Here is a 23,639-nt window from a genome sequence, read left to right on the forward strand (position 1 = left end):
GTCGGCGTTCGCGTCCGGCCACCCCTCGTCCGGCCACCGTGCGGACGGCTACTTCGCCTCCGGCGTGTAGACCAGCGACAGCACCCCCGTGCTCAAGGTCGTCGATTCGGCCAGCCGGAGCGGGATGCTGTCGCCCTCCGGGAACAGCCGCTTGCCCTTGCCGACCACGATCGGATGCACCAGCAGATGGAGCTCGTCCAGGAGCCCCGCCCGCAGCAGCGACCGCACCAGCTCGATGCTCCCGACCACCCCGAGGTTCTTCCCCGGCCCCTCCTTGATCCGGGCCAGCTCGGCGAGCGGGTCCGGCCCGCCCACCACCGTGGAGTTCTCCCACTCCGCCCGCTCCAGCGTCCGCGAGACCACGAGCTTGGGCGTGCCGTTCATATGGCCCGCGATCTCCTCGTCGCTGCCGGGCCAGTACGCGGCGAACAGCTCGTAGGTGTGCCGTCCCAGCAGCATGGTGTCGGCGGCGTCCATCTGCTGTTGCACCACGGCCCCCATTTCGTCGTTGAAATAGGGAAAGTGCCAGGTGTCGGGCGCCTCGGCGACGCCGTCCAGCGACAGAAAAATGCCCGCGGTGATCTTCCTCATGACTCCGGTCCTCCGGTATCCGTGGCGGCCGCCGCTGCGACTGCCCTGCACGGGATCAGACCGGCCGCCCGGTCGGAACTCATCGGCCCCCGCCGAAATTCTCCGGAATTCCCTCCCGCGGTGAGGGAGGGAACGCACCCGGCCGAGCTCGTAGTCCAACCGGGCCAAGGCCGCCCGCCGTACGGTGACGCCGCTGCCGTCCGCTCGTTGGCACGACATGACAAATACGCGTCGTACGCTCGCCTGTCTCGCGCTGGCGACTGTGTTTCTCGGCCCTCTGACGGCCCAGGCGGTGGCCGATCCCAAGGACGACACCCCGATCCAGCCCCACATCAGGATGCCCCTCAGCGGCCTCCTCGCGGACCGCGGCGCCATGCCGGTCGACTGGCGCCTCTTCGGGGTCCCGCTCTAACCCGTCGGACACACCGGACACTCCCTACGGCAGGTCCGGCCGACTCGCCGACCTCCTGCCCCCGCTCCTCTCCCGTCGGCCGGCACCCGAGCCCCAGGTCAAGCCCTCCGGGCCGTCCTCGCCCGGGTGCCGGCCACCGGTGATGCCCTGGGGTCCCTTCTCGGCAACGCCCGGGCCCGGCAGGCGCCTGGGCCGCCCGGGCCGTCAGAGGCCGGATGGACCTTCGTGGTCGGCCCGCCGCGGGACGTCTTCGAGGCGGCCGGTCACCACCAGGCTGCCGTCCGGGGTGCGCCGCGCGAGGACGCCGCTGCGGAAGTAACCATCGGTGGTGAAGGCACGGGCGTTGTGGTCGGGCGCGCGGTAGTAGCCGCGCAGGGTGTACGGGCCGCGGGCGAGGAGTTCGCCGGGCTCCCCGTCGGGCAGGTCCTTGCCGTCGGCGTCGACGATGCGGATCTCGTCGTCGGGCGAGAGCGGGCGGCCGTGCGTGGTGAGCACGGTCTCGTCCGGATCGGCGGGCCGGGTGAGGGTGACCGGCCCCTCGGGCATCCCGAAGACCTGCTGCAGGCGACAGCCCAGTGCGGGGCCGATCCGTTCGGCGGCCGCCCGGTGCAGGGGCGCGCCGCCGATCTGCACGAGACGCAGACTGCTCGAGTCGGCCTGGGCGGTGGGAAGTGCGTCGAGCCAGCGCTGGGCGTCGGCGGGCCCCACCGATGTGAGGGTGACCCGCTCCCGTTCGATGACCGGAAGGCATTCGGCGGGTCCCGGGTTCTCGGCCAGGACGACGGTGCCGCCGACGGAGAGGGTGCCGACGATGCCGGGGCAGCCGAAGGCGAAGAGGGACTCGGCGGGCAACGCCGCGAGATACACGTCGTCCTCGGTGAGCGACACCAGCTCGGCGGCGGCCCGCACCTGGTAGGCGTAGTCGTTGTGGGTGCGCGGAATGAGCCGGGGCACCGCGGTGGTGGCGCCGGAGAGCAGGAGGAACGCCACCTGGTCGGCGCTCCGTGCGGGCGTCCGCTCGGGCGGGGCGTCGATGGAGCCCAGCGGGAAGTAGTGGCAGCCCGATGTGTCGGTCGCGAGGCCGCCGTACGGGGACGCGGTGCCCGGCGCCTCAAAGGTGAACACCCGCCGCAGGAAGGGCCCTTGGGCCGCGATGTCCGCGGCCATCGCGGTGTGGTCGAAGCCCTGGTACGTCGAGGGGCCTACGTAGCCGCCGGCCTCGGTGACCCGGACGAGGTGGGACACCTCGGCCGCGCGGCGCGAGACCGGGCAGAACACGGGGACGGCGCCGAGGCGCATCAGCGCGAACACGGTGATGACGAACTCGGGAACGTTCGGCAGCTGGACGACGACGCGTTGCCCGGGCCGGAGGCCGCGCAGCCGGAATCCGGCGGCCATACGGTCCACGCGCCGGTTCAGGTGCGCGTACGTGAGGCGGGTGCCGCCGTGGACGAGCGCGGTCCGCGGTCCGTACTGCAGGGCCCAGCCGCGCAGCAGGTTGTCCAGCGTGTTGCCGTGCCAGAGCCCGGCCGCCCAGTAGCGGTCGACGAACTCCTCGGGCCAGGGCGTGCAGCCGGCGAGCATGGAGGTCATGCGCTTCCTCGGTGAGCGGGACGGCGGGCGGGGACCGGCCGGTCCATCTCGCCCCCTTCTCAACGCCGGGGGCAGCCCCGCCGTCTTGATCTTGGCAATCCCATCCGCCAACACCCCTCCGCGCAATGCGCTTTCCCCACCATGGACGCTGGATTGACTCAGCAGAAAGTCCAATGAGCGCCGCTGACCAGGAGGAACGGCCGGGGCCTCACCGCCCGGGGGCCGGCTCATCGGTCAGCTCATGGCGACGCACCACGAACGGGCCGAGGAGCCCACGATTTCGCGGAGACGCCTAGGCGTGCCGCCCCGGCAGTTCCGCGTATCGCATCGGCAGGCCGAACAGCGGAAACAGCCGCTCCGTGTCCAGGAAGGAGTTGAGCCCGGTGATCCGTCCGCCGGCCGTTTCGATCACCTGGATCGCCCACGGCCGGCCGTCCGCCCGGTACTGCCCGAACGCCGTTCGTCCATTGGCCGTCAGCGGCACCAGATGCGAGCCCTCGCAGCCGCAGCCCGGCCCGAGCATCCACCGGATGATGTCGGCGCGGCCGCGCAGCCACAGCTCGTACGGCGGCATCGACAGCGTCGAGTCCTCGTGCAGCACGGCCGTCAGCGCATCCATGTCGAAGCGTTCAAAGGCGTCGACGTACCGCTTCAGCAGCGCCTGCTGCTCGTCGTCCAGCGGCTCGGCGGCCGGGGCCCGGCCCGCGTCCCGGCCCGTTTCCTGGTCCGCGGCGAGCGTCGCCCGCGCCCGCTGCAACGCGCTGTTGACCGCGGCCACGGAGCTTCCCAGCAGCTCCGCGACCTCGCTCGCCGACCAGCTCAGCACCTCGCGCAGAATGAGCACCGCCCGCTGCCGGGGCGCCAGCCGCTGCAGTGCGGAGATGAACGCGAGCCGGATCGACTCCCGGGCGACCGCCGTCTCCGCGGGATCCGCGACCTGCGCCAGCACCCGCCCGTCCGGCACCGGCCCGATCCAGGTGGCCTCGGGCAGCCCGTTCCCCACCGGGGTGTCCACACTCGACGGTGACGCAAGATCCATCGGCCGCGCCCGCCGCTGGCTCCCCTTGAGCAGGTCGAGGCACACATTCGTCGCGATCCGGTACAGCCAGGACCGCAGCGTGGCCCGCCCCTCGAACCGGTCATAGCTCCGCCAGGCCCGCACCATGGTCTCCTGTACGGCGTCCTCGGCCTCGAACGCGGACCCCAGCATGCGGTAGCAGTAGCCGGTCAGCTCGGTGCGGTGCGCCTCCAGGCGGTCCGCCAACTCGCCTGATGCGCCGACCTGTCGGTCCTCGCCGTCGGCCGTGGCGACGCTCGCCGAGGAGCTGATCGAGGTCTTGATCGAGGGTTCCATCGAGGACCGCCATTCACCCGTCGGCCGACCACCGGCACGCGTGCGACGACGGTACCGGAGCACCGTGCACCAGTCTGCTCCCCCGGCGGCGGGGGAGCAGTGCGAGGCGGCCGGGGAGTCCGCGGTCGGCGACGCGGTCGGGGCGGCCTCAGGGGCGCGCCGTGCGCCCGGTGACGGCGCGGGCCACCGTCATGCGCGCACCGCCACGGCCGAGCCGCGCTCCGACAGCCGGGGCGCGCACAGGATGCGTTTGCGGCGGACCCGGCGGCCCTCGATGGCGGCGACCGCGAGGCGGGCGGCTTCCTTGGCGATGTCGCCGAGGCCCCAGTCGACGGTGGTCAGGGGCGGGGTGAGGACGCGGGAGACGGGGTGGTCGTCGAAGCCGACCACGGAGAGGTCGCGGCCTACGGTGAGGGAGGCCTCGGCGGCGGCCGCGTAGACGCCGTAGGCGATGGAGTCGGAGAAGCAGAAGACGGCGGTGGGCGGGGCGAGGCCGGCGCCGGGGTTGGTGCGGGGGCGGCCGTCGGGGGTGTTGGTCAGGACGCGGCGGGCGACGGCCGTGGCCTCGCTCAGCTCCTGGGCGCAGGGCAGGACTTCCACCTCGATGCCGAGGCGGTCGGCGGCCTCGCGGACGTAGACGTCGGCGGGGCGGTCGGGGGTGGAGGGGCCGGTGGGGGTGAGGACCGTGATGTGGCGGTGGCCCAGGCCGCGGAGGTAGTCGAGGACGGCATCGATCCCGGCGCGGTTGTCGAAGAGGACCTCGCCGACCGTACGGGCGCGGCTGAGGGCGTCGCCGATGGAGACGACGGGGACCGCGTCGGCGATCTTCTCCCAGCCCTCGGCCGAAGGGTCGACGGGCGAGACGAGGAGGCCGTCGACGCGCTGGTCGCGGAGTTGTTTGGCGAGGGCCAGCTCGCGGGCCGGGTCGCCGCCGGCGTCGAGGATGAGGGCGTAGCGGTCGCCGGCCAGGAGCTCGCGCCCTATCGCCGCCATCAGCTGCTGCTGCCACAGGTCCTGGAGGTCGCCGGCCAGTACGCCGATCATGCTCGTGCGGCCGCTGGCGAGGGCGCGGGCGATGGGGTCGGCTTCGTAGCCGAGCTCGGCGGCCGCCTTGCGCACCCGCTCCTCGGTCTCCTTGGAGACGTGCTTGCCGCGCAGCGCGTAGGAGACGGCTGCGGTGGAGAGTCCGGTGGCCTCGGCCACCTCGCGGAGGGTGGTGCGCTTATTGAGCCTGGCCATGTCCGGAAGCCTACCCAAGGAAGCGCCCACGACCTTCGGAAATCCGGTCCGCCCTTGACAGGCGCTCATGTTAAGCGGTTCACTTAAGCGCATCAGTTAAGCGGTTAAGTGAACCGGTTGACGAGAGCGGACCGGTCGCGGAGGACGGAAGACGGGAGGGGCGCCGTGCCCACCGACGTGCACCAGCACATCTGGCCGCGGGAGTTCATCGCGCTGCTGCGGGCCCGTACGGCGCCGCCGCGGCTCGACGGCTGGACGCTCCACCTGCCCGGCGAGCCGCCGTACGCGGTCGACCCCACCGACCACGACGTCGCGGCCCGCGCCGAGCTCGCCCGCGCCGACGGCCTCGGTCTGGCACTGGTCTCCCTCTCCAGCCCGCTCGGCATCGAATATCTGCCGCCCGAGGAGGCCGCACCGCTGCTCGCCGCCTTCCATGACGGCGCGCTGGAGCTGCCCACCCCCTTCGGCGTCTGGGCCTCCGCGTGCCTGTCCGCGCCGGAGCCGGACCCCGAGGCGCTGCGGCGGGAGCTGGCGCGCGGCTGTGCGGGACTACAGCTTCCGGCCACCGCGCTGCTGGACGCGGCCGGATGGGCCCGGTGCGCACCCTTGCTGGACGCCGCCGCGGCGAGCGACAAGCCGCTGCTCGTCCACCCCGGTGCCGCACCCGCCGCCCCCGAGGGCGCGCCCGCCTGGTGGCCGGCGATGGTCCCCTACCTCCAGCAGATGCACGCCTCCTGGTTCGCCTTCCGCGCCTTCGGCCGGGACCGCCACCCCCGCCTGCGGGTCTGCTTCGCCGCGCTCGCCGGCCTCGCGCCGCTGCACGGCGAGCGGCTGGTCGCCCGCGGCGGCGGCCGGGACCGCGGCCGGGTGGACCGCGACGCCTTCTACGAGACGTCCTCGTACGGGACCCGCGCCGTGGACGCGCTCGTACGGGCCGTCGGCATCGACGTGATCGTCAGCGGCAGCGACCGCCCCTATGCCGATCCCGTGATCCCCGACCTCGGCGCGGAGGCGGCCGTACACGCCCTGCGCACCACCAACCCGGCCCGCCTCCTGGGCCCGACGAGAGGAGCCCGCCCATGACGCCCACCGCCTCCCAGGCCGACGCCGCCCGCGAGGTCCCCGACGGCGAGCAGCCGTTCGCCACACTGCCCGAGCGCAACCTCGACAAGCGCGAGCTGCAGGCCCTGGTCGACGAGCTCTCGGCCCGCCCCGACCTGTGGCGCGAGCAGGTCGCGTTCTCCGACACCGAGCGCCACTACGCGTCCCTGCACCGCGACGAGTTCGTCGATGTCTGGCTGCTGTGCTGGACCCGGCAGAACGACACCGGCTGGCACGACCACGACATCTCCTCGGGCGCGGTCCGCGTCATCCAGGGCGTACTGACCGAGTCCAACCCCCGGATCGGCGGGGAGCACCTGGCCACCGCCGTCGGCGCCGGGGAGTCCTTCTGCTTCGGGCCGGAGCACATCCACCGGCTCACCGGCGCCACCGACGACGCGGTCTCGGTGCACGCCTACTCGCCGCCGCTGTGGCGCCTGGGCCAGTACGACATCACCGGGGACGGGCTGATGCGGCGGGTCTCGGTGTCGTACGCGGATGAGCTGCGACCCATGGACACGGCGGACGCGGCGGACCCGGCGGGAGAGCCGCCCGCCCTGCCGTCCCGGGACGCACCCGCGGCCTGAACCCGGCCATAGCCGCGCATTCATCACGGCTTTTGACCTGCCTATTGACCTTCCATTCATCGACGTCGATCCTGCATGAATCCATACAGGACCGGGAGCGACGCGAGGCGGGTATTCATGGCAGGCATGGTGGAACAGCGCTCCATCGACGTCGTCCCCGACGACGAACGGCACGGCAGCGCGGTCAGCCAGTTCACCCTCTGGCTGGGCGCCAACCTTCAGATCACCGCCGTCATCACCGGTGCGCTGGCCGTCGTCTTCGGGGCCAACGCCTTCTGGTCGCTGATCGGGCTGCTGCTCGGCAACCTGCTGGGCGGGGCGGTGATGGCGCTGCACTCCGCGCAGGGGCCGCGGCTCGGACTGCCGCAGATGATCACGTCGCGGGCGCAGTTCGGGGTGCGGGGCGCGGTGGTACCGCTGGCCCTGGTCATCGTGATGTACATCGGGTTCTTCGCAAGCGGGAGCGTGCTGGCGGGGCAGGCGGTGGGCGAGCTGACGCATCTGGGCAGCACGCCCGGGATCGTGATCTTCGCCGCGGTCACCGCCGTCGCCGCGACCGTCGGCTACCGCCTCATCCACACCCTCGGCAGGATCGCCGGCCTGGTCTGCGCGCTGGCCTTCGCCTACCTCGGCATCCGCCTCCTCCAGCGCGCCGACCTCGGCACGCTGCTGCACGACCACCGCTTCTCGCTGCCGGTCTTCCTGCTCGCCGTGTCCCTCTCGGCCTCCTGGCAGCTGGCGTTCGGCCCGTACGTCGCCGACTACTCGCGCTATCTGCCGCGGCACACCTCGGCGCGCGCCACGTTCTGGTGGACGCTGTCGGGCTCGGTCCTCGGGTCGCAGTGGTCGATGACCTTCGGCGCGCTGGCCGCGGCCGCGGCGCCGGCCGCGTTCGTGGGGCACGAGGTCACCTACATCGTGGGCCTGGGCGGCGCGGGCCTGATCGCCTCGGTCCTCTACTTCGTCATCGCCCTCGGCAAGCTCACCATCAACATCCTCAACACCTATGGCGGCTTCATGTCGCTGGTGACGAGCGTCAGCGGATTCCGGGGACAGCGGACGCTCTCCCCGCGCGGCCGCGCCGCCTATATCGCCGGGATCATGGTCGCCGGCACGGCCGTCGCCCTCCTGGGCAAGGACTCCTTCCTCACCTCCTTCAAGGACTTCCTGCTCTTCCTGCTGACCTTCTTCACGCCCTGGTCGGCGATCAACCTGGTCGACTACTACCTGATCTCCAAGGAGCGCTACGACATTCCGGCGCTCAGCGACCCCGCCGGCCGCTACGGCGCCTGGAACGCGCGGGCGCTGACCGTCTACGGCCTCGGCGTGCTCGCCCAACTCCCCTTCCTCGCGACGCACTTCTACACCGGCCCGCTGGTGGCCCCCCTCGGCGGCGCCGACATCTCCTGGCTGGTCGGGCTCGTCGTCCCCGCCGCCCTCTACGGGGCCGTCGCCCGCCGCGACACCGCCCGCATCCCCGACGCGCACACGCTCCCCGAGGAGCGGACGCCGGCCGGATCGGGGGGATAGCCCTACCGCGCCGCCGGCCCGGCGTCCGTAATCTCACCGGTATGGCGACACACGACCCCGAACTGCGCAAAGAACTCGACGCGATCCTCCAGACGCGCACAGAGCTGGGTCCGGAGTACGAACCGGAGCTGATGGAGTCCCTCCTGGAGAAGCTCGAGAGCAGCGTCGACCAGCGGGTGCGGCGCCAGTTGGCCGAGCAGCGAATGCAGGTGGCGCGCGGGACCCGGCCGGCCCGCCGCGGCGGGGGCTGGGGCGGGCCGGACGGCTTCGCCGCGCGGTTCGGGCTCGCCATCGTCTCGCTGGTGCTGGCCGTGCCGCTGTCCGCGATCGCCGCGGGCACCGTCGGGATGCCGGGGCTGCTGGTGTCCTGGGCCGGGATAGTGGGCGTCAACGCCGTACACAGCGCGGGCGTGATGGGGCGGCTGCGGCGCCCGGAGTGAGCGCCCGCGCCGAGGCCCGTGCCGAGGCCGCGCACCCCGCCCTCGCCCACGATCGCCGCGCAAAAGGCCCGTACAAAAGGCTATTGCGGGGACCGCCGCACCCCGGCAGAGCCGGGGGCGGGACGACGGCGGTCCCCGCAAGGGACGCGGACCGGGTCAGGGCCGGGCTTCGCGTCCTGGCGATCATGGAGGTCCGGGAGCCGCTCCGGAGGTCCGTATCGCCGTAGTCACCAATGTGCCTGACGAGTGTTAAGTCCGTGCTGCGAACACGTGACGCATACGCACACCTTGCGGTGCCGGCCCGTTTCCTGACGGCCACTTAACACCCGTAGGACATCGGCATCCCGCGATGCCTACTTGGCGACCCCGCGTGCCAGATAGGCGAGCAGGTCCTGCCGGCTCACCACGCCCTTCGGCTTGCCCTCGACGAGGACGATCGCCGCGTCCGCGTTCTCCAGGACCGCCATCAGATCGCCGACGGCCTCACCGGAGCCGACCTGCGGCAGCGGCGGGCACATGTGCTTCTCCAGGGGGTCGGAGAGCGATGCCCGCTGGCTGAACAGTGCGTCCAGCAGCTCCCGCTCCACGACCGAGCCGATGACCTCCGCCGCCATCACATCCGGGTGCCCGGCACCCGGCTTGACGATCGGCATCTGCGAGACGCCGTACTCGCGCAGCACGTCGATCGCCTCGCCGACGGTCTCCTCGGGGTGCATGTGGACGAGCGAGGGCAGCGCGCCCTCCTTGTGCTCGAGGACCTCGCCGACCCGCGCCGCGGCGCCGCTCTCCTCCAGGAATCCGTAGTCGGCCATCCACTCGTCGTTGAAGATCTTGGAGAGATAGCCGCGGCCGCTGTCCGGGAGGAGAACGACGACGACATCGTCCGGGCCGAGCCGCGAGGCGACCTCCAGCGCGGCCACCACGGCCATCCCGCAGGAGCCGCCGACCAGCAGGCCCTCCTCCTTGGCGAGCCGGCGGGTCATCTGGAAGGCGTCCTTGTCCGAGACCGCGACGATCTCGTCCGCGACGGTGCGGTCGTAGGCGGTCGGCCAGAAGTCCTCACCGACGCCCTCGATCAGATACGGCCGCCCCGAACCGCCGCTGTAGACGGAGCCCTCCGGGTCCGCGCCGATGACCTCGACCCGGCCCTCGCTGGCGTCCTTCAGATAGCGGCCGGTGCCGCTGATCGTGCCGCCGGTGCCGACCCCCGCCACGAAGTGGGTGATCCGCCCGTCGGTCTGCGCCCACAGCTCCGGGCCGGTGCTCTCGTAGTGCGACCGCGGATTGTTGGGGTTGCTGTACTGGTCCGGCTTCCAGGCACCGGGCGTCTCGCGCACCAGCCGGTCGGAGACGTTGTAGTACGAGTCCGGGTGCTCGGGATCGACCGCGGTCGGGCAGACGACCACCTCCGCGCCGTACGCCCGCAGCACATTGATCTTGTCCGTCGACACCTTGTCCGGGCAGACGAAGATGCACTTGTAGCCCTTTTGCTGGGCCACGATCGCCAGGCCGACGCCGGTGTTCCCGGAGGTCGGCTCCACGATCGTGCCGCCCGGCTGCAAGGCGCCGGACTCCTCCGCGGCCTCGATCATCCGCACCGCGATCCGGTCCTTGACCGAGCCGCCGGGGTTGAAGTACTCGACCTTCGCCAGGACGGTGGCCTGGATTCCCTTGGTCACGCTGTTGAGCCGTACAAGCGGGGTGTTGCCGACGAGCTCAATCATCGAATCGTAAAACTGCACGGTGGTCTCCGCGGTCGGGGGCACGCTCTCCTGCGCCCGTACGGTCAGCCTATTAGCCGTGGCCCGCCGGGGCCCGGCCCATTGCGTTCCGTTAGAGGACAGGTGCGTTGCGTTCCGCGCGGGAACGGGCAACAACCTGGTGTACGAGTTTGTTACTGCTACGGAAGTCTCGCCCAGGAAGCGCGTCCGGCCCCCGGGGCCGCGGCGCGCACGCACTTGCACGGGGAGGTGCCCGGCCTATGCCGATGACGATGTCCAGGGCCCGCGTGGCGCGCCGGATCGCGACCGCCGCGGCGGTCGGCGGCGGCGGGATCGGCCTGCTCGGCGTCGCCACCGTCGGGGTGCTGCTGACCGAGGTCCGACTGGCCCGCCGTACGGTCGGCGGCTCCAGCGACACCCCGCCATGCGCGGACGGCCGCTACGGCGCCCCGTTCCGGCACAGCGACGAGGGCCGGCCGCCGCTGCGGCTCGGCTTCCTCGGCGACTCCACGGCCGCCGGGCAGGGCGTGCATCGCGCCCGCCAGACCCCGGGCGCGCTGCTCGCCTCGGGTCTCGCCGCGCTCTCCGAACTGCCCGTCGACTTCCGCAATGTGGCACTGCCCGGCGCCCAGTCCGACGACCTGGAGCGCCAGGTGGAGCTGTTGCTGGCGGACGGCGCCGAGCCCCCGGACGTCTGCGTCATCATGATCGGCGCCAACGATGTCACCCACCGGATGCGGCTGGCCGAATCCGTACGGCATCTGTCGGAGGCGGTGCGCCGGCTGCGCGCCGCGGGCTGCGAGGTGGTCGTCGGCACGTGCCCTGATCTGGGCACCATCGAGCCGGTCTACCAGCCGCTGCGCTGGGTGGCCCGGCGGCTCTCCCGGCAGCTCGCCGCGGCCCAGACCATCGGCGTGGTCGAGAACGGCGGCCGTACGGTCTCGCTCGGCGACCTCCTGGGCCCGGAGTTCGAGGCGCATCCGCGGGAGCTGTTCGGGCCGGACAACTACCACCCGTCGGCGGAGGGCTACGCCACGGCCGCGATGGCCGTCCTGCCGACGCTGTGCGCCTCGCTGGGGCTGTGGCCGGAGGAGGAGCGGCCGGAGCCGGGCCGCGGCGAGGGCATTCTGCCGGTCGCCCAGGCTGCGGCCGAGGCGGCGGCCGAGGGCGGTACGGAGGTCAGCGGCCGGCGCGCGCCCTGGGCCCTGCTCAAGCACCGCAGGCGGCGGCAGCTGCCGACCCCGGAGTCGTCGGAGGTACCGGGCATCGGGTGGTGACGGCCGGGGCGGCCGAAGGGGCCGTACGGGAATCCCGGCGGTCGCGCGGAAAACCGGGCGTCCGTACGGGACTGCCCGGCGGCCGTCGGGCGGGAATACCCGGTGGTCCGTCGCCGTTCCCCGGACACCCGCCATAAGCGGCCGCTTAGAAAAGAGGCCCGCATCACAGCACGCACCCCGTGACCTCGGCACTACGTGCAGGTAACTTCCCACACAGTCCGCCCCTTTACCCTCAGGAGCCGTGTGATGCCCGAAGCCGTGATCGTCTCAGCCGCCCGCTCCCCGATCGGCCGCGCCTTCAAGGGCTCGCTCAAGGACCTGCGCCCGGACGACCTGACCGCGAGGATCATCGAGGCCGCGCTCGCCAAGGTCCCCGAGCTGGACCCGCGCGACATCGACGACCTGATGCTCGGCTGCGGCCTGCCCGGCGGCGAGCAGGGCAACAACCTCGGCCGCATCGTGGCCGTGGAGATGGGCATGGACCACCTGCCCGGCTGCACCATCACCCGTTACTGCTCCAGCTCGCTGCAGACGACGCGGATGGCCCTCCACGCCATCAAGGCGGGCGAGGGCGACGTCTTCATCTCGGCCGGCGTCGAGATGGTCTCCCGCTTCGCCAAGGGCAACTCGGACTCGCTGCCCGACACGCACAACCCGTTCTTCGCCGAGGCCGAGGCCCGCACCGCCGAGGTCGCCACGCAGGAGAACACCACGTGGCACGACCCGCGCGAGGACGGCCTGGTCCCGGACGCGTACATCGCGATGGGTCAGACCGCCGAGAACCTGGCCCGCCTGAAGGGCATCACCCGCGAGGACATGGACGCCTTCGGCGTGCGCTCGCAGAACCGCGCCGAGGAAGCCATCAAGAACGGCTTCTGGGCGCGCGAGATCACCCCGGTGACGACCCCCGACGGCACGGTCGTGAGCCAGGACGACGGCCCGCGCGCCGGCGTCACCCTGGAGGGCGTCTCGGGCCTCAAGCCCGTCTTCCGCCCCGACGGCCTGGTCACGGCCGCCAACTGCTGCCCGCTGAACGACGGCGCCGCCGCCCTCGTGATCATGTCCGACACGAAGGCCCGGGAGCTCGGCCTGACCCCGCTCGCCCGCGTCGTCTCGACCGGCGTCTCCGGCCTGTCCCCCGAGATCATGGGCCTCGGCCCGGTGGAGGCGAGCAAGCAGGCCCTCAAGCGCGCGGGCCTCGGCGTCGGCGACATCGACCTGTTCGAGATCAACGAGGCGTTCGCCGCGCAGGTCATCCCGTCGGCCCGCGACCTCGGCATCGACGAGGACAAGCTGAACGTGAACGGTGGCGCCATCGCCGTCGGCCACCCCTTCGGCATGACCGGCGCCCGGATCACCGGCACGCTGATCAACAGCCTCCAGTTCCACGACAAGCAGTTCGGCCTGGAGACGATGTGCGTGGGCGGCGGCCAGGGCATGGCGATGGTCATCGAGCGGCTGAGCTGAGCCGCAGCGGAGGGTAGGGGCCGGGCGCGAGGAACGAGTGCCCGGCACCTGCCCGCAGCGGAGGCGAAGCTCAGCGCGACCATGAGCACGAGCGGCTGAGCTGAGCCGCAGCGGAGGGTAGGGGCCGGGCGCGAGGAACGAGTGCCCGGCACCTGCCCGCAGCGGAGGCGAAGCTCAGCGCGACCATGAGCAGGAGCGGCTGAGCTGAGCCGCAGCCGGTAGCTGTACCGCGTCGCCCCCGCGGGCCCGAAAGGCCCGTCGGGGCGGCGCCTCGCCAAAGGTGCGCGCGGAACAGGGATCAACTCCCTCTTCCCACGCACCCTTCGCTGTCGCACGGGCACCTACGGCGAGGGCGCGTGGCCTGCGTCACCCGTTAACAAGATCGCGACCCAATAGCCGCCAGGATTGTGACCAACGCCCCCTCGCCATGGAGTTCTTGCAGGTCAACCCGGGTGCACCCGCGTACATGAAGCCCAAAGTCCCCTGCATTTCGGGACATAGTGCACTGGGAACGGTCGCCGTCCCCCGGCACCCTGATGTAGGAAGTCGGGGGACATTCTGCTATCGGGAGTACGCATGAGCGAGCGAATCATCGAGAGGTGCTCGCCTCGCGAAGGCGGGACCGAACGAAGCGAGGATTCGGCATGAGCGTCATCACCCTCATCCTGCTGCCGGCCGCGGCCGCGGCCGTGGCGCTGGGGGCCGCGGCCCTGCACACCACCCGGGGCCTGCGCCGCCAGGTCGCCGCGCTGCACACCGAGCTCGCGGCCGCCCGTACGGACGCCGCCGCGGCGGGCCGCGCGGGCATCCCGGCCGCCCGCACCTCCTCGGCCACCGAGACGCCGCTCGCGGACATACGCGCCGCGGTCGCGGACGCGCTGGCCGAGGAGCGGGAGCGGGAGCTGGCCGAGGCCCGCGCCTTCTGGGCGGCCCAGGAGGCCCGGGACGCCGCCGACGCCCCGTCGCTGCTGGGCGGGCTGACCGGCCTCGGCGAGGAGGGCCCGGCCGATGCCCGCGCCGAGCAGCGCGAGCCGGCCGAGCGGCTCGAGGTGGAGCGGCTCGACGTGCAGCCCTTCCTGCCGCGCCAGGCGGATCTGGCCGGGCTGGAGCCGCTGCTCGGCCCGGACGCCCTGGAGCCGTTCGACGCGCTGGAGTCCGTGGAGGCGCTGGACGCACCCGAGTTGGAGCATGTCGAGGAGACCGAGTCGGCCGAGCTGGCCGCCGCCCGCCGACGGCACCCCTCGCACCCGGACTTCTCGCCCTCCCCGGTGATCAGCGATCACGAGCGCACGGTCGCGCGCCTGGAGGAGCTGGCGCAGCAGTCCGTCCCGCTCGCGGACGTACGCCCCGGCCCGCTGGGCACCCTGGACGTCTACGTCTTCGCCGACGGCACCACGCTCTGCCTGACCCCCGGGGACCGGGCCACCGCCGACCGCATCGCGGGCGCGCTGGGCGCGGGCCACACCCCGGTACTGCTGGGCGGCTCCGGTATCTCCGGCGCGTACGCCCTGACCTTCTCCTGGGGCGAGAGCCACCAGGAGAGCGTCTACATCCTGGCCGACCGGGTCATCGCCTCCCTCTGACCCGGAGCCGCACCGCCGGGGCGCGCTAACAGCGCCCCGCCGCCTCCTCGACCAGCCGCACGGCCTCCGCCAGCTCTTCGGCGGGGGCCCTCTTCGCGTCGGGAGCGGGGTCCGCGGCGGCGCCCCGCAGCGCTTCGACAAGATCGTGGCCGGCCACCGCCAGCTGGTCGCCGGCCGCGAACATCCCGGCGTCCGGCATCGCGTCCGGCACCCGCCCGGTGTCCTCGATCCGCTGCGCACGCAGCGCCAACTCCCGGGCCAGCGCGAGCCCTTCGGCCGCGGCACCGCGGCCCAGGGTGCTCTGGGACAGCGACCTGAGGCGGTCGGCGAGGGCGTCCACGGCAGTCTGCAAAGGCGTCACGTCAAGCACGCAGTGAGCCTATGCGCCACTCCCGGGTGGTTGCCAACGCCCGAACGCTCAGGCACGGTGTGCTGAAGAACCAGCATCGACCGCGTCCGGAGGCGCCGATGTCTCAGCTCTTCTCCGAAGAGACCCACCGGAATCTGCTCTCCCGTATCCCGCACTGCACCGGCCGGGAAATCTCCGACTGGCTCCGCACCGTTGACGAAGGCCCGTCCCTCTTCCGCTTCGACGAAAAAGTCAGCTGGCTTCGCGGCGAGCACAACCTCGCCTACGGGCACGCCAAAGCGATCGTCCACGAACACGACCTCAGGCGCGCCGCGCGGAAACTGTGAAGCCGGCCCGCCATGACGGGCTTACGGCAGCACCCGTATGACCCCCGTACGGCCTCCGCAGGAGGCCGACCGGCGAGACGAAGGGCCCGCAGGCGACTGCCTGCGGGCCCTTCGTACGGCTCGGCGCTGATACCCGCGCCGTGCGGCGTCAGTCGCCCCGGAGGATCGAGATCAGCCGCAGCATCTCCATGTAGATCCACACCAGCGTCAGGGTCAGGCCGAACGCGGCCAGCCAGGACTCCTCGCGCGGCGCGCCGTACTGGATGCCGTCCTCCACCTGCTTGAAGTCCAGGGCGAGGAACAGCGCGCCGAGGACGACACCCACGACGCCGAAGAGGATGCCCAGGCCGCCGGTGCGGAAGCCGAGGCCGTCACCCCCGCCGAACACCATGAACAGGGTGTTGACCAGCGACAGCAGGACGAAGCCGAGGGCCGCGATGATCACGAAGCGGGTGAAGCGGGCGGTGACCCGCACGATCCGCGTCTTGTAGGCGACCAGCATGGCGACGAACACCGCCATCGTGCCCAGCACCGCCTGCATGGGGGCGCCGTTCATCTTCGGCAGGTCGTTGATGAAGCCGCTGAGCGCGCCGAGGAAGACGCCCTCGAGGGCGGCGTACGCCAGGATCAGCGCGGGTACCGGCTTGCGCATGAACGACTGGGCGAAGCCCAGCACCATCGCGACCAGGCCGGCGCCGATGGCGAAGCCGAGCTGCTCGGTCAGGAAGAGCCAGCCGACCGTGGCACCGGCGACGACCGTGCCGAGCGTCATGCCGGTGCGCGCGACGACGTCGTCCATCGTCATCGGGCGAGTCTGGGGGATGTGCTGCGGTGGCGCCTGCGTGGCGTTCTGCGCGTAAGGGTTCGTTCCGGCGTACGGGTTGGCGGCGGCCCCGGCCTGCGGCGGTGCGTTGAAGCCCGCGTAGCCGGTGTCGCGGCTGAACCCCCGTCCTCGCGAGAAGACCGGGTTGCTGCTCCTCATCTCACTCCTTCATGGCCGCCCTGCGCGGCCTTGACGGCAAGCGTAATGGTCTGGCAAAGGCACGTCGCTAGTTCTTGAGCAGGATCTTTCCCTGAACTTGGCCTGACACCTCCCCTACGACGGCCTCCGTGCCGATCCCTGCTGTGTCTTCTCACGTCTCCTCACGTCTTCCCGACGCCTTCTGCAGGGAGGACGTACGGGAGCGCGCCGAGGTGCCCGGATCCGGGGACGGCCGACTGTGCTCCATGCCACTGGGCGGCGCTGTTCGGATATCGGGCATTCGGGTACCGGTCAGGGCCGTCAGGCCGGGATACCGACCGGGGATGGCGAGCCCCCGGGCGGCCCACTCGAACGGTCCACATATGCCGGGGAAAATTCCGCCGTGCCACGCCCGCGGAATCCGATAAATGTCTGATCCGAACGGCCCAATGAATCACCCGGTGAACGACTCGGTGAACCACTGGTGAACGGCCCGTTGAGTGGCGCGATGTGACGCCTCGATGAGACGAGCGTTACGCCTGGAGAGGCAACCGATCCGCGGAGGCGACCGTCTTCCCTGACAGCCGGGACCTGCCCTGACAGGGGGATCAGTCGCGCGTCGTAGCGATCACTGTCCGTATCGCACCAGGTGCGGAAAGTCTGCGGATTAATGGGGCAGATAGGTCTATTCTGGCGGGAAACAGTAGTGAAAGAGGGTTGAGGTGCCTGTGCCTGACGTCTCAGTAGTCGTCATCGTCTACAACGACGCCGACCGGTTGCCGACCGCTGTCCAGTCCGTACTGGATCAAACGCTCCGGGACGTCGAGGTGGTGATCGTCGACGATTGCAGCACCGACCGTTCTTTTGATGTGGCGCGGAATCTCGCGGCCACGCACCCCGAGCGGGTAAGAGCCTTTCAGCTGCCCGAGAACAGCGGCGCCGGAGGCGAACCGCGTAACGCCGGAATCCCGCGCACCACCGGCAAGTACGTCATGTTCCTGGACAGCGATGACGTACTCGAGCCGAATGCCTGCCGGAATATGCTGGAGGCCGCCGAGGAAACCGGTTCGGACATTGTTTCCGGGCTGTGCGTGCGGCTGCACAAGGACACCCGCCATCAAAAGCGCGACGAGTGGTACGCCTGGATGTATTCCACCACGCGGACACTGGAGTCGGTCACCGAGCTGCCCGATCTCTTCGTGTGGGACACCCTCTCCACCAACAAGTGCTACCGCCGCGAATTCCTCATGGAGAACGAACTCCGCTTCCCCAAGGGGATGTTCTACGAGGACCTGATGTTCATCGCGGAGGCCTACCTCAAGGCCGAGCGCATCACGCTGATCCCCAACCAGGTGTACTTCTGGCACGTCTACGAGCGGGCCGCCGTGAAGTCGGTGACGAACCGGCGGCACGAAATGACCAACTACGCGCACCGGCTGGAGATCCACCGCCGCATCGACGCGTTGCTGGCCGAGCGCGGGCTGGCCGAGATGAAGCTCGCGAAGGACGTCAAATTCCTCAAGCACGACCTCGTCCTGCATCTGCGGGATCTGCCCTTCCGGGACGAGTCCTACCGCCGGGAATTTGCCGAACTCTCCCGGGAGTACCTCGCCGGCATCGCCCCCGAGGCCTATGAGCGGGTGCAGCCGATACAGGCCATCTGCGCCTATCTGCTCCAGAAGGGCGACTGGGACAATCTGATCCCCGCGGTCGACACTCTCATCAACCGCGACAAGCTCTCCTCGCCGCTCGCGGAGCGCGACGGGCGGATCTACTGGTGCGATGGGCATTTCGACGACGAGTTCGGCCGCGACGTCCTGGATGTGACCGACGCCGGATATCACGAGAAGCCGGTCAACAAGCTCTTTCTGCGCAATCAGCTCACCCGGTTCCACGAGTCCGGCCGGGCCGTATCGCTTTCCGGACGGATCACCAATCCGCTCGGGATCATTCCCGCGGGCGCGCGGCTGGCCGGCGAGCTGGAGTTCAGCGCCCGCCGCCGCAGCCTGCAGTCCTTCCGCTTCCCGGTGCGGGCGCTGCGCCACGACGGCGACACCATTCACTGGGAGGCCACCGCGGACCTCACCGCGAAGCTGCGCCCGCTGGGCATCGTCGACACCATCTGGGACGTACGGCTGGCCCTGGACGCGGACGGGGTGCGCACCACGACCCGGCTCACCGTCGCCGATACCGAGCTGGCCGGGCCGCCGCTGCCGGTGCGTCCGTGGCTGACGCGGATCGTCGCCGATCACATCGAGCCGCATATCTCGGCGCGCGGGCATCTCGCCTTCCAGCTGGTCAGCGAGAACCGCAACAGCGAGCGGGTGCAGGAACTGATCGCGCGCGGGGTGCGCGGAAAGCCGGGGGCGCTGGCCAAGAGCGGCTATCGCAAGGCGAAGGCACTGCGCAAGAAGGTCACCTCCGGCGACAACAAACTCCGCGCCTATCACGAGGTGTTCAGTCGGCTGCCCGTCAAGAAGCGCACCGTCGTCTTCGAAAGCCATCTGGGCAAGCAGTACAGCGACAGCCCGCGCGCCATCTACGAGGAGATGCGCCGGCAGGGCCTGGACTTCGAGGCGATCTGGTCCTACGCCGGGTCCCCGAAGGAATTCCCGCAGGACGTCACTCTCGTACGGCGCTGGTCGCTGCCCTATCTGAAGGCGCTGGCGCAGGCCGAATTCTGGGTGGACAACCAGAGTTACCCGCTCAAGCTCGTCAAGCGCCCGGAGACCACCTACATCCAGACCTGGCACGGTTCGGCGCTGAAGAACATGGGCTTCGACCAGCCGGCGCTGAAGGCACAGACCCGGCAGCAGCAGGCCGCGCAGCAGCGCTCCCTGGACCGCTTCGACCGCTTTTTGTGCCGGTCCGAGCATGATGTACGGACCCTGGCCAAGGCGTTCCGGCTCAAGGAGAAGACGCTGCTGCGGGTGGGATATCCGCGCAATGACGCGCTGGTCAGGTCCCGGCAGCGGGAGGCGGAGCGGGGGCGCCGCGAACGCGGGGCGCTGGCGGCGGAGTTGGGAATTCCCGACGACAAGACCGTGCTGCTGTACGCGCCGACATTCCGCAAGGCGGGGGGCCGGCACGGCCGCTTCACCCTCCCCTTCGACGTGGAGCAGTTCGCGGAGCAGTTCGGCGACCGCTATGTCCTCCTGGTCCGCTCGCACTATCTCAATCACGTGGTGCTGCCGCCGACCGTCGAGGGCCGGGTCATTGACGTCTCCGCGCGCCACGATGTGACGCCCGTACTGGAACTGGCCGACGGGCTGATCACCGACTACTCCTCGGTGATGTTCGACTATGCGCTGCTCGACCGGCCGTTGGTGTTCTTCACCTACGACTACGACGAGTATGTGCACGAGGGCCGCGGCACCTACTTCGACCTGCTGGAGCACGCGCCGGGTCCCGTGGTCCGTACCGAGGAAGAGTTTTACGAGACCGTCAAATCGTTCGACACGCAGGCCCTGGAATATGCGGCGGCCCGTGCGGAATTCGTCGCCAAGTTCGGCGAATACGACCGGGGCGACGCCGCCCGGAGCATCGTCGATCAGTTCTTCGCGCAGTGGATTCGTTAGTGGAGCCGTTGATGAAAAATCCGTACCCAGACAAGCCGGGCGCAGACGAGCCGTCCGCTGCCGGGCCGTCCGCTGCCGGGCCGCGGGACATCTTCTTCGTCTCCAACAGCGTCAATGAGATGGGCGGCATCACGAGTTGGTCGCACCAGATGGCGCGCCTCTTCAGCGAACGGGGCCATCGGGTGCACGTCGTCGGCGTCGTGCCGCCGCCCGAGGGGCGGGTGCACGAACTGGCCGGGGACCTGCCGTTCGAGACCACCACGCTCTACGACGAGCATCCGCCGAGCGTGCGCCCGGCGCGCGGCGTCAAGGGCAAGCTGAACCTCGCCGAGCAGCGCCGCCGGACCGCCCGGGATGCCGGGATGCAGGAGCAGGCCGCCAAGATGAGCGCGCTGTTCCGGGCGGCCCGGCCGGGCGGGGTGGTGATCGTCACCCAGGTGTGGGCGATGGAGTGGGTGGCGATGGCCGATACCGCCGGGCTGACGGTGATCGGTATGAGCCATGAGTCGTTCGCGACCTGCCGTAAGTCCTCGCGTTTCGGCCGGGTGAAGCGGTTCTACAAGGACGTCGACCGGATGCTCACCCTCACCCGCGAGGACGCCGACCGCTGGATCCGCCAGCGCATGGACAACGTCGGCTTCATGCCGAACCCGCTCCCCTTCTTCCCGGACGTCCCCTCCGACCGCACCGCCAAGTGCGTGGTCAGCATCGGCCGGCTGCACGAGGAGAAGGGCGTCGACCTCCTCCTGGAGGCCTGGGCGCGGGTCGCTCCGCAGCACCCGGACTGGGCGCTGCGGATCTACGGCTCGGGCGAGGAGGAGGAAGCGCTGCGCAAGCTCGCCTCGGAACTCGGGGTGGCCGCCTCCGTCAGGTGGATGGGGCGGACCGGCGATGTGCCCGGGGCGCTGCGGGAGAGCTCGGTGTTCGCGCTGAGTTCGCGCGGCGAGGGATTCCCGCTGGCCCCGATGGAGGCGATGGCCACCGGCGTACCGTGCGTGGCGTTCGACGTCGCCCCGGGCGTTCACGAGATCATCACGGACGGCGAGGACGGGCTCCTCGCCCCGCCGGGAAACATCACGGAGTTCGCCCGCCATCTCGACACCCTGATCTCCGACCGGGAACTCCGGGACAGGATGGGCGAATCCGGCCGCGAGAACATCCAGCGTTTCTCGACCGAGGAGATCATCGGCCGCTGGGAGGGCCTGTTCGCGCTCCTCGAGCGGTGAGCCGGTTCGCGCCCGGGGCTTAGCGGGGAGGGCCGCCGGTGGTGACCGGGGCCCGCCCCGTCGGCCCCCTCGTCGGCCCCCTCCCGGCCCGTCCCGAACGGATCGGGGCGCGCCAAAGCCATCGCCCGCCCCGATGCGTTCGGGACGGGCGATGGCGGAGGGCCTAACGGATCAGGCGTTGTTCTCGGCGTCGATGTACGCCTGGATCTTCCTGTCCAGCGCATTGGCCTCGTCGCGCTTGCGCTTGGCCTCCGCGTGGCGGCCGTCCCTGTCGAGTCGCGCGGCCTGGGCTTTGAGCTCGGCGGACTGCTGGCGCAGCTCTTCAATGTTGACGGTGACGGCGCCGCGAGCCGCCACGCCCTGCCGGCCGGTGTCCGTGGTGGCGGCGTGCGCGGGCAGCGCCGTGAAGAGAAGGCCTCCGGCCATGGTCGCGGTCACTGCGAGCGCGGAGATGCGTCGACGCATAGTTCCCCCTTGTGCAAAATCATCGTTTACCGGTAGGTAACTCTATATGACGTGATCTTGCGCCTACGCGGTCGAGGTCGGCGTATTCCGGGGCGATCCCCGCGACGGATACCTTCGGCTTCCCACCCGCCTTGCCGGGGAGGGGAGTTCGGTTCATACGGCGGCGACCGTCGGATCTCGGAGAAATGGGCGGCGCCCCGGAAACCGGCACGCGCCGATACCGAACGGCTCAGCGCCGCACTCCGGCAAGTTAGTTGAAGGCTGCACGGTAAGGTGGCATGTACGCGGGAAGTCCCGCTCCTTCGCGGCCACATCGATAGACGGCCACGCCATCGGTCCGAAGTCGGTTGCGCCCACAGGAATTTGCGTGGCATCCGGGCTTTCGGCCGGAATCAATACCGTTTCGTGCCCGGAGCCGGACTTGAACCGGCACGGCCCGTAGGCCAGCGAGGTTTAAGCTCGCCGTGTCTGCATTCCACCATCCGGGCCTGGGATCCCCCATGCCACCTCAAAGAGGGCAGCACGAGCGTAGCCCGCAGCGCACCAGGCAGTTCGGCCGCTCACCCCGAGGTTGTCTTATTTTATTGGCAACTGAGGGAGCATCAGCGACCGGTACAGGCCTTCGGCACATGCCTGAAGGCCAGCTTTGCCGGTGCACCGGCGCAACGTAATTCACGCCCGAATTGACGGAAACTCGACGTCTGCCCACGCCGCCGCTCACGGCCGCGCGATCGGCCCGCCGGACGGCCCGCGGAGGCCGCCGCGGCGCGGCCCGGCCTCTCGGTGGCCTCAGGGTCCGTCTCCTCCCCAGGTATGACCGACAGGGCGGCCGGGTACGCCCAGGGGCTCGCTCAGGACGGTCACAGGGGTTGACGTCCCGGCCCCTTTCCCTGTCCCACGATGGAAAGGTCCGCATCCCACGCTGGAAAGGCCCGCCCGAACCGGGCCGCCGCGGATCAGCCGGTCCCTCGTCCCGACAGGAGCTCCACCCCGTGACCACCACCCACTCCGGCGTCTCCACCGCCATCCGCGCCACCGCGGTGGCCGCCCGCGCCACGGATCTCACCAAGGTCTACGGACAGGGCGAGACCCAGGTGGTCGCCCTGGACGCCGTCTCCGTCGACTTCCGCCAGGCCCAGTTCACGGCGATCATGGGCCCCTCCGGGTCCGGCAAGTCGACCCTGATGCACTGCATGGCCGGCCTCGACGCGATCTCCGGCGGTTCCGCCCGGCTCGGCGATGTGGAGCTGACCGGCCTGAAGGACAAGAAGCTCACCCAGCTGCGGCGCGACAAGATCGGCTTCGTCTTCCAGGCGTTCAACCTGCTGCCCACGCTGACCGCCCTGGAGAACATCACCCTTCCGATGGACATCGCGGGCCGTAAGCCGGACCGCGCCTGGCTCGACCAGGTGGTGGAGACCGTCGGCCTGGGCGGCCGCCTCAAGCACCGCCCCAGCCAGCTCTCCGGCGGCCAGCAGCAGCGCGTCGCGGTGGCCCGCGCGCTCGCCTCCCGGCCCGAGATCATCTTCGCCGACGAGCCCACCGGCAACCTCGACTCCCGCTCCGGCGCCGAGGTCCTGGGCTTTCTGCGCAACTCCGTACGCGAACTGGGCCAGACCGTGGTGATGGTGACCCACGACCCGGTCGCCGCCTCCTACGCGGACCGCGTGGTCTTCCTGGCCGACGGCCGGATAGTCGACGACATGCCCGATCCGACCGCCGACATGGTGCTGGAGCGCATGCTGCGTTTTTCCGGGGGTGCCCCCCAGGCCCCCGGTTTCGACGCCAAGGGCCGTACGAGCTGACGCCCGGCAGCCG

At 70.8% G+C, this 23,639-nt stretch carries 20 protein-coding genes and 1 tRNA gene; 12 read left to right on the forward strand and 9 right to left on the reverse strand.

Annotation, left to right across the window (positions count from 1 at the left end; all coding sequences use genetic code 11):
• Window positions 1-48: 48 nt before the first annotated feature.
• Window positions 49-591, reverse strand: coding sequence for a dihydrofolate reductase family protein (locus tag ACIRPT_RS09765; RefSeq protein WP_403824757.1), 543 nt, complete (start codon window positions 589-591; stop codon window positions 49-51).
• Between the two features lie 217 nt (window positions 592-808).
• Here ACIRPT_RS09765 and ACIRPT_RS09770 point away from each other — a divergent pair, with 217 nt between their 5' ends.
• Window positions 809-1,003 (forward strand): hypothetical protein, encoded by a 195-nt coding sequence (locus ACIRPT_RS09770; RefSeq protein ID WP_403824761.1) that lies wholly within the window; start codon window positions 809-811, stop codon window positions 1,001-1,003.
• A 204-nt stretch (window positions 1,004-1,207) separates the two neighbouring features.
• Here the strand turns inward: ACIRPT_RS09770 and ACIRPT_RS09775 are convergent, their stop codons facing one another.
• The 3 genes from ACIRPT_RS09775 to ACIRPT_RS09785 all read right to left on the reverse strand — a co-directional run bounded on the left by ACIRPT_RS09775 (window position 1,208) and on the right by ACIRPT_RS09785 (window position 5,189).
• Window positions 1,208-2,596, reverse strand: a complete 1,389-nt coding sequence (locus tag ACIRPT_RS09775) for a (2,3-dihydroxybenzoyl)adenylate synthase (protein WP_403824763.1) — start codon at window positions 2,594-2,596, stop codon at window positions 1,208-1,210.
• Window positions 2,597-2,888: 292 nt separating this feature from the next.
• On the reverse strand, window positions 2,889-3,950 hold the full coding sequence (locus ACIRPT_RS09780; protein WP_403824766.1) for a sigma-70 family RNA polymerase sigma factor: 1,062 nt from the start codon (window positions 3,948-3,950) through the stop codon (window positions 2,889-2,891).
• Between the two features lie 189 nt (window positions 3,951-4,139).
• Window positions 4,140-5,189, reverse strand: coding sequence for a LacI family DNA-binding transcriptional regulator (locus ACIRPT_RS09785; protein WP_403824769.1), 1,050 nt, complete (start codon window positions 5,187-5,189; stop codon window positions 4,140-4,142).
• Between the two features lie 165 nt (window positions 5,190-5,354).
• Between ACIRPT_RS09785 and ACIRPT_RS09790 the strand changes: the two genes are divergently transcribed.
• The 4 genes from ACIRPT_RS09790 to ACIRPT_RS09805 all read left to right on the forward strand — a co-directional run bounded on the left by ACIRPT_RS09790 (window position 5,355) and on the right by ACIRPT_RS09805 (window position 8,847).
• Window positions 5,355-6,272, forward strand: coding sequence for an amidohydrolase (locus ACIRPT_RS09790; protein WP_403824772.1), 918 nt, complete (start codon window positions 5,355-5,357; stop codon window positions 6,270-6,272).
• The gene (locus ACIRPT_RS09795) at window positions 6,269-6,877 is read left to right on the forward strand and encodes a cysteine dioxygenase (protein WP_403824774.1); all 609 of its coding nucleotides are present in this window, start codon (window positions 6,269-6,271) and stop codon (window positions 6,875-6,877) included. Before ACIRPT_RS09790 ends, ACIRPT_RS09795 begins: the two co-directional genes overlap by 4 nt.
• A gap of 117 nt (window positions 6,878-6,994) precedes the next feature.
• On the forward strand, window positions 6,995-8,407 hold the full coding sequence (locus ACIRPT_RS09800) for a purine-cytosine permease family protein (RefSeq protein ID WP_403824777.1): 1,413 nt from the start codon (window positions 6,995-6,997) through the stop codon (window positions 8,405-8,407).
• A 41-nt stretch (window positions 8,408-8,448) separates the two neighbouring features.
• Window positions 8,449-8,847: a hypothetical protein gene (locus ACIRPT_RS09805; protein WP_403824780.1), complete on the forward strand. Its 399-nt coding sequence runs from the start codon at window positions 8,449-8,451 to the stop codon at window positions 8,845-8,847.
• Window positions 8,848-9,200: 353 nt separating this feature from the next.
• On the opposite strand, the gene ACIRPT_RS09810 is transcribed toward ACIRPT_RS09805, so the two are convergent.
• A complete protein-coding gene (locus tag ACIRPT_RS09810) occupies window positions 9,201-10,589 on the reverse strand; it encodes a cystathionine beta-synthase (protein WP_403510113.1) in 1,389 nt (462 codons plus the stop codon).
• A 239-nt stretch (window positions 10,590-10,828) separates the two neighbouring features.
• Between ACIRPT_RS09810 and ACIRPT_RS09815 the strand changes: the two genes are divergently transcribed.
• The 3 genes from ACIRPT_RS09815 to ACIRPT_RS09825 all read left to right on the forward strand — a co-directional run bounded on the left by ACIRPT_RS09815 (window position 10,829) and on the right by ACIRPT_RS09825 (window position 14,895).
• Entirely contained in the window at window positions 10,829-11,845 is a 1,017-nt protein-coding gene (locus ACIRPT_RS09815) for an SGNH/GDSL hydrolase family protein (RefSeq protein WP_403510116.1), read from the forward strand.
• Window positions 11,846-12,091: 246 nt separating this feature from the next.
• Entirely contained in the window at window positions 12,092-13,312 is a 1,221-nt protein-coding gene (locus tag ACIRPT_RS09820; RefSeq protein WP_403824783.1) for an acetyl-CoA C-acetyltransferase, read from the forward strand.
• 644 nt (window positions 13,313-13,956) lie between these two features.
• Window positions 13,957-14,895 carry a hypothetical protein gene (locus ACIRPT_RS09825; RefSeq protein ID WP_403824785.1) on the forward strand — a complete coding sequence of 313 codons (939 nt, stop codon included), beginning with the start codon at window positions 13,957-13,959 and terminating at the stop codon, window positions 14,893-14,895.
• Between the two features lie 25 nt (window positions 14,896-14,920).
• Here the strand turns inward: ACIRPT_RS09825 and ACIRPT_RS09830 are convergent, their stop codons facing one another.
• Window positions 14,921-15,265, reverse strand: a complete 345-nt coding sequence (locus tag ACIRPT_RS09830) for a hypothetical protein (RefSeq protein ID WP_403824788.1) — start codon at window positions 15,263-15,265, stop codon at window positions 14,921-14,923.
• 98 nt (window positions 15,266-15,363) lie between these two features.
• On the opposite strand from ACIRPT_RS09830, the gene ACIRPT_RS09835 reads away from it, so the two are divergent.
• Window positions 15,364-15,591 (forward strand): DUF4287 domain-containing protein, encoded by a 228-nt coding sequence (locus tag ACIRPT_RS09835; protein WP_362709866.1) that lies wholly within the window; start codon window positions 15,364-15,366, stop codon window positions 15,589-15,591.
• 148 nt (window positions 15,592-15,739) lie between these two features.
• Here the strand turns inward: ACIRPT_RS09835 and ACIRPT_RS09840 are convergent, their stop codons facing one another.
• The gene (locus ACIRPT_RS09840) at window positions 15,740-16,573 is read right to left on the reverse strand and encodes a Bax inhibitor-1/YccA family protein (protein WP_403510127.1); all 834 of its coding nucleotides are present in this window, start codon (window positions 16,571-16,573) and stop codon (window positions 15,740-15,742) included.
• Between the two features lie 707 nt (window positions 16,574-17,280).
• Here ACIRPT_RS09840 and ACIRPT_RS09845 point away from each other — a divergent pair.
• The gene (locus tag ACIRPT_RS09845) at window positions 17,281-20,130 is read left to right on the forward strand and encodes a CDP-glycerol glycerophosphotransferase family protein (RefSeq protein WP_403825845.1); all 2,850 of its coding nucleotides are present in this window, start codon (window positions 17,281-17,283) and stop codon (window positions 20,128-20,130) included.
• A gap of 11 nt (window positions 20,131-20,141) precedes the next feature.
• Window positions 20,142-21,356, forward strand: a complete 1,215-nt coding sequence (locus ACIRPT_RS09850) for a glycosyltransferase (RefSeq protein WP_403824792.1) — start codon at window positions 20,142-20,144, stop codon at window positions 21,354-21,356.
• Window positions 21,357-21,527: 171 nt separating this feature from the next.
• Here ACIRPT_RS09850 and ACIRPT_RS09855 read toward each other — a convergent pair whose 3' ends face one another.
• Together ACIRPT_RS09855 and ACIRPT_RS09860 are read right to left on the reverse strand one after the other, a co-directional pair.
• The gene (locus ACIRPT_RS09855) at window positions 21,528-21,821 is read right to left on the reverse strand and encodes a hypothetical protein (protein WP_403824794.1); all 294 of its coding nucleotides are present in this window, start codon (window positions 21,819-21,821) and stop codon (window positions 21,528-21,530) included.
• A gap of 406 nt (window positions 21,822-22,227) precedes the next feature.
• Window positions 22,228-22,309 (reverse strand) — tRNA-Leu (locus ACIRPT_RS09860).
• Window positions 22,310-22,813: 504 nt separating this feature from the next.
• On the opposite strand from ACIRPT_RS09860, the gene ACIRPT_RS09865 reads away from it, so the two are divergent.
• Entirely contained in the window at window positions 22,814-23,626 is an 813-nt protein-coding gene (locus ACIRPT_RS09865; protein ID WP_403824797.1) for an ABC transporter ATP-binding protein, read from the forward strand.
• Window positions 23,627-23,639: the final 13 nt, after the last annotated feature.

Origin of the sequence: Streptomyces sp. NPDC101227 (assembly GCF_044767545.1) — a bacterium.
In the GTDB taxonomy this organism is placed as follows: domain Bacteria; phylum Actinomycetota; class Actinomycetes; order Streptomycetales; family Streptomycetaceae; genus Streptomyces.

Coding starts and splice junctions, on each gene's coding strand:
- ACIRPT_RS09765 (WP_403824757.1), bottom strand. CDS start 591: ATGAGGAAGATCACCGCGGGCATTTTTCTGTCGCTGGACGGCGTCGCC.
- ACIRPT_RS09770 (WP_403824761.1), top strand. CDS start 809: ATGACAAATACGCGTCGTACGCTCGCCTGTCTCGCGCTGGCGACTGTG.
- ACIRPT_RS09775 (WP_403824763.1), bottom strand. CDS start 2,596: ATGACCTCCATGCTCGCCGGCTGCACGCCCTGGCCCGAGGAGTTCGTC.
- ACIRPT_RS09780 (WP_403824766.1), bottom strand. CDS start 3,950: ATGGAACCCTCGATCAAGACCTCGATCAGCTCCTCGGCGAGCGTCGCC.
- ACIRPT_RS09785 (WP_403824769.1), bottom strand. CDS start 5,189: ATGGCCAGGCTCAATAAGCGCACCACCCTCCGCGAGGTGGCCGAGGCC.
- ACIRPT_RS09795 (WP_403824774.1), top strand. CDS start 6,269: ATGACGCCCACCGCCTCCCAGGCCGACGCCGCCCGCGAGGTCCCCGAC.
- ACIRPT_RS09800 (WP_403824777.1), top strand. CDS start 6,995: ATGGCAGGCATGGTGGAACAGCGCTCCATCGACGTCGTCCCCGACGAC.
- ACIRPT_RS09805 (WP_403824780.1), top strand. CDS start 8,449: ATGGCGACACACGACCCCGAACTGCGCAAAGAACTCGACGCGATCCTC.
- ACIRPT_RS09815 (WP_403510116.1), top strand. CDS start 10,829: ATGCCGATGACGATGTCCAGGGCCCGCGTGGCGCGCCGGATCGCGACC.
- ACIRPT_RS09820 (WP_403824783.1), top strand. CDS start 12,092: ATGCCCGAAGCCGTGATCGTCTCAGCCGCCCGCTCCCCGATCGGCCGC.
- ACIRPT_RS09825 (WP_403824785.1), top strand. CDS start 13,957: ATGAGCGTCATCACCCTCATCCTGCTGCCGGCCGCGGCCGCGGCCGTG.
- ACIRPT_RS09835 (WP_362709866.1), top strand. CDS start 15,364: ATGTCTCAGCTCTTCTCCGAAGAGACCCACCGGAATCTGCTCTCCCGT.
- ACIRPT_RS09840 (WP_403510127.1), bottom strand. CDS start 16,573: ATGAGGAGCAGCAACCCGGTCTTCTCGCGAGGACGGGGGTTCAGCCGC.
- ACIRPT_RS09850 (WP_403824792.1), top strand. CDS start 20,142: ATGAAAAATCCGTACCCAGACAAGCCGGGCGCAGACGAGCCGTCCGCT.
- ACIRPT_RS09855 (WP_403824794.1), bottom strand. CDS start 21,821: ATGCGTCGACGCATCTCCGCGCTCGCAGTGACCGCGACCATGGCCGGA.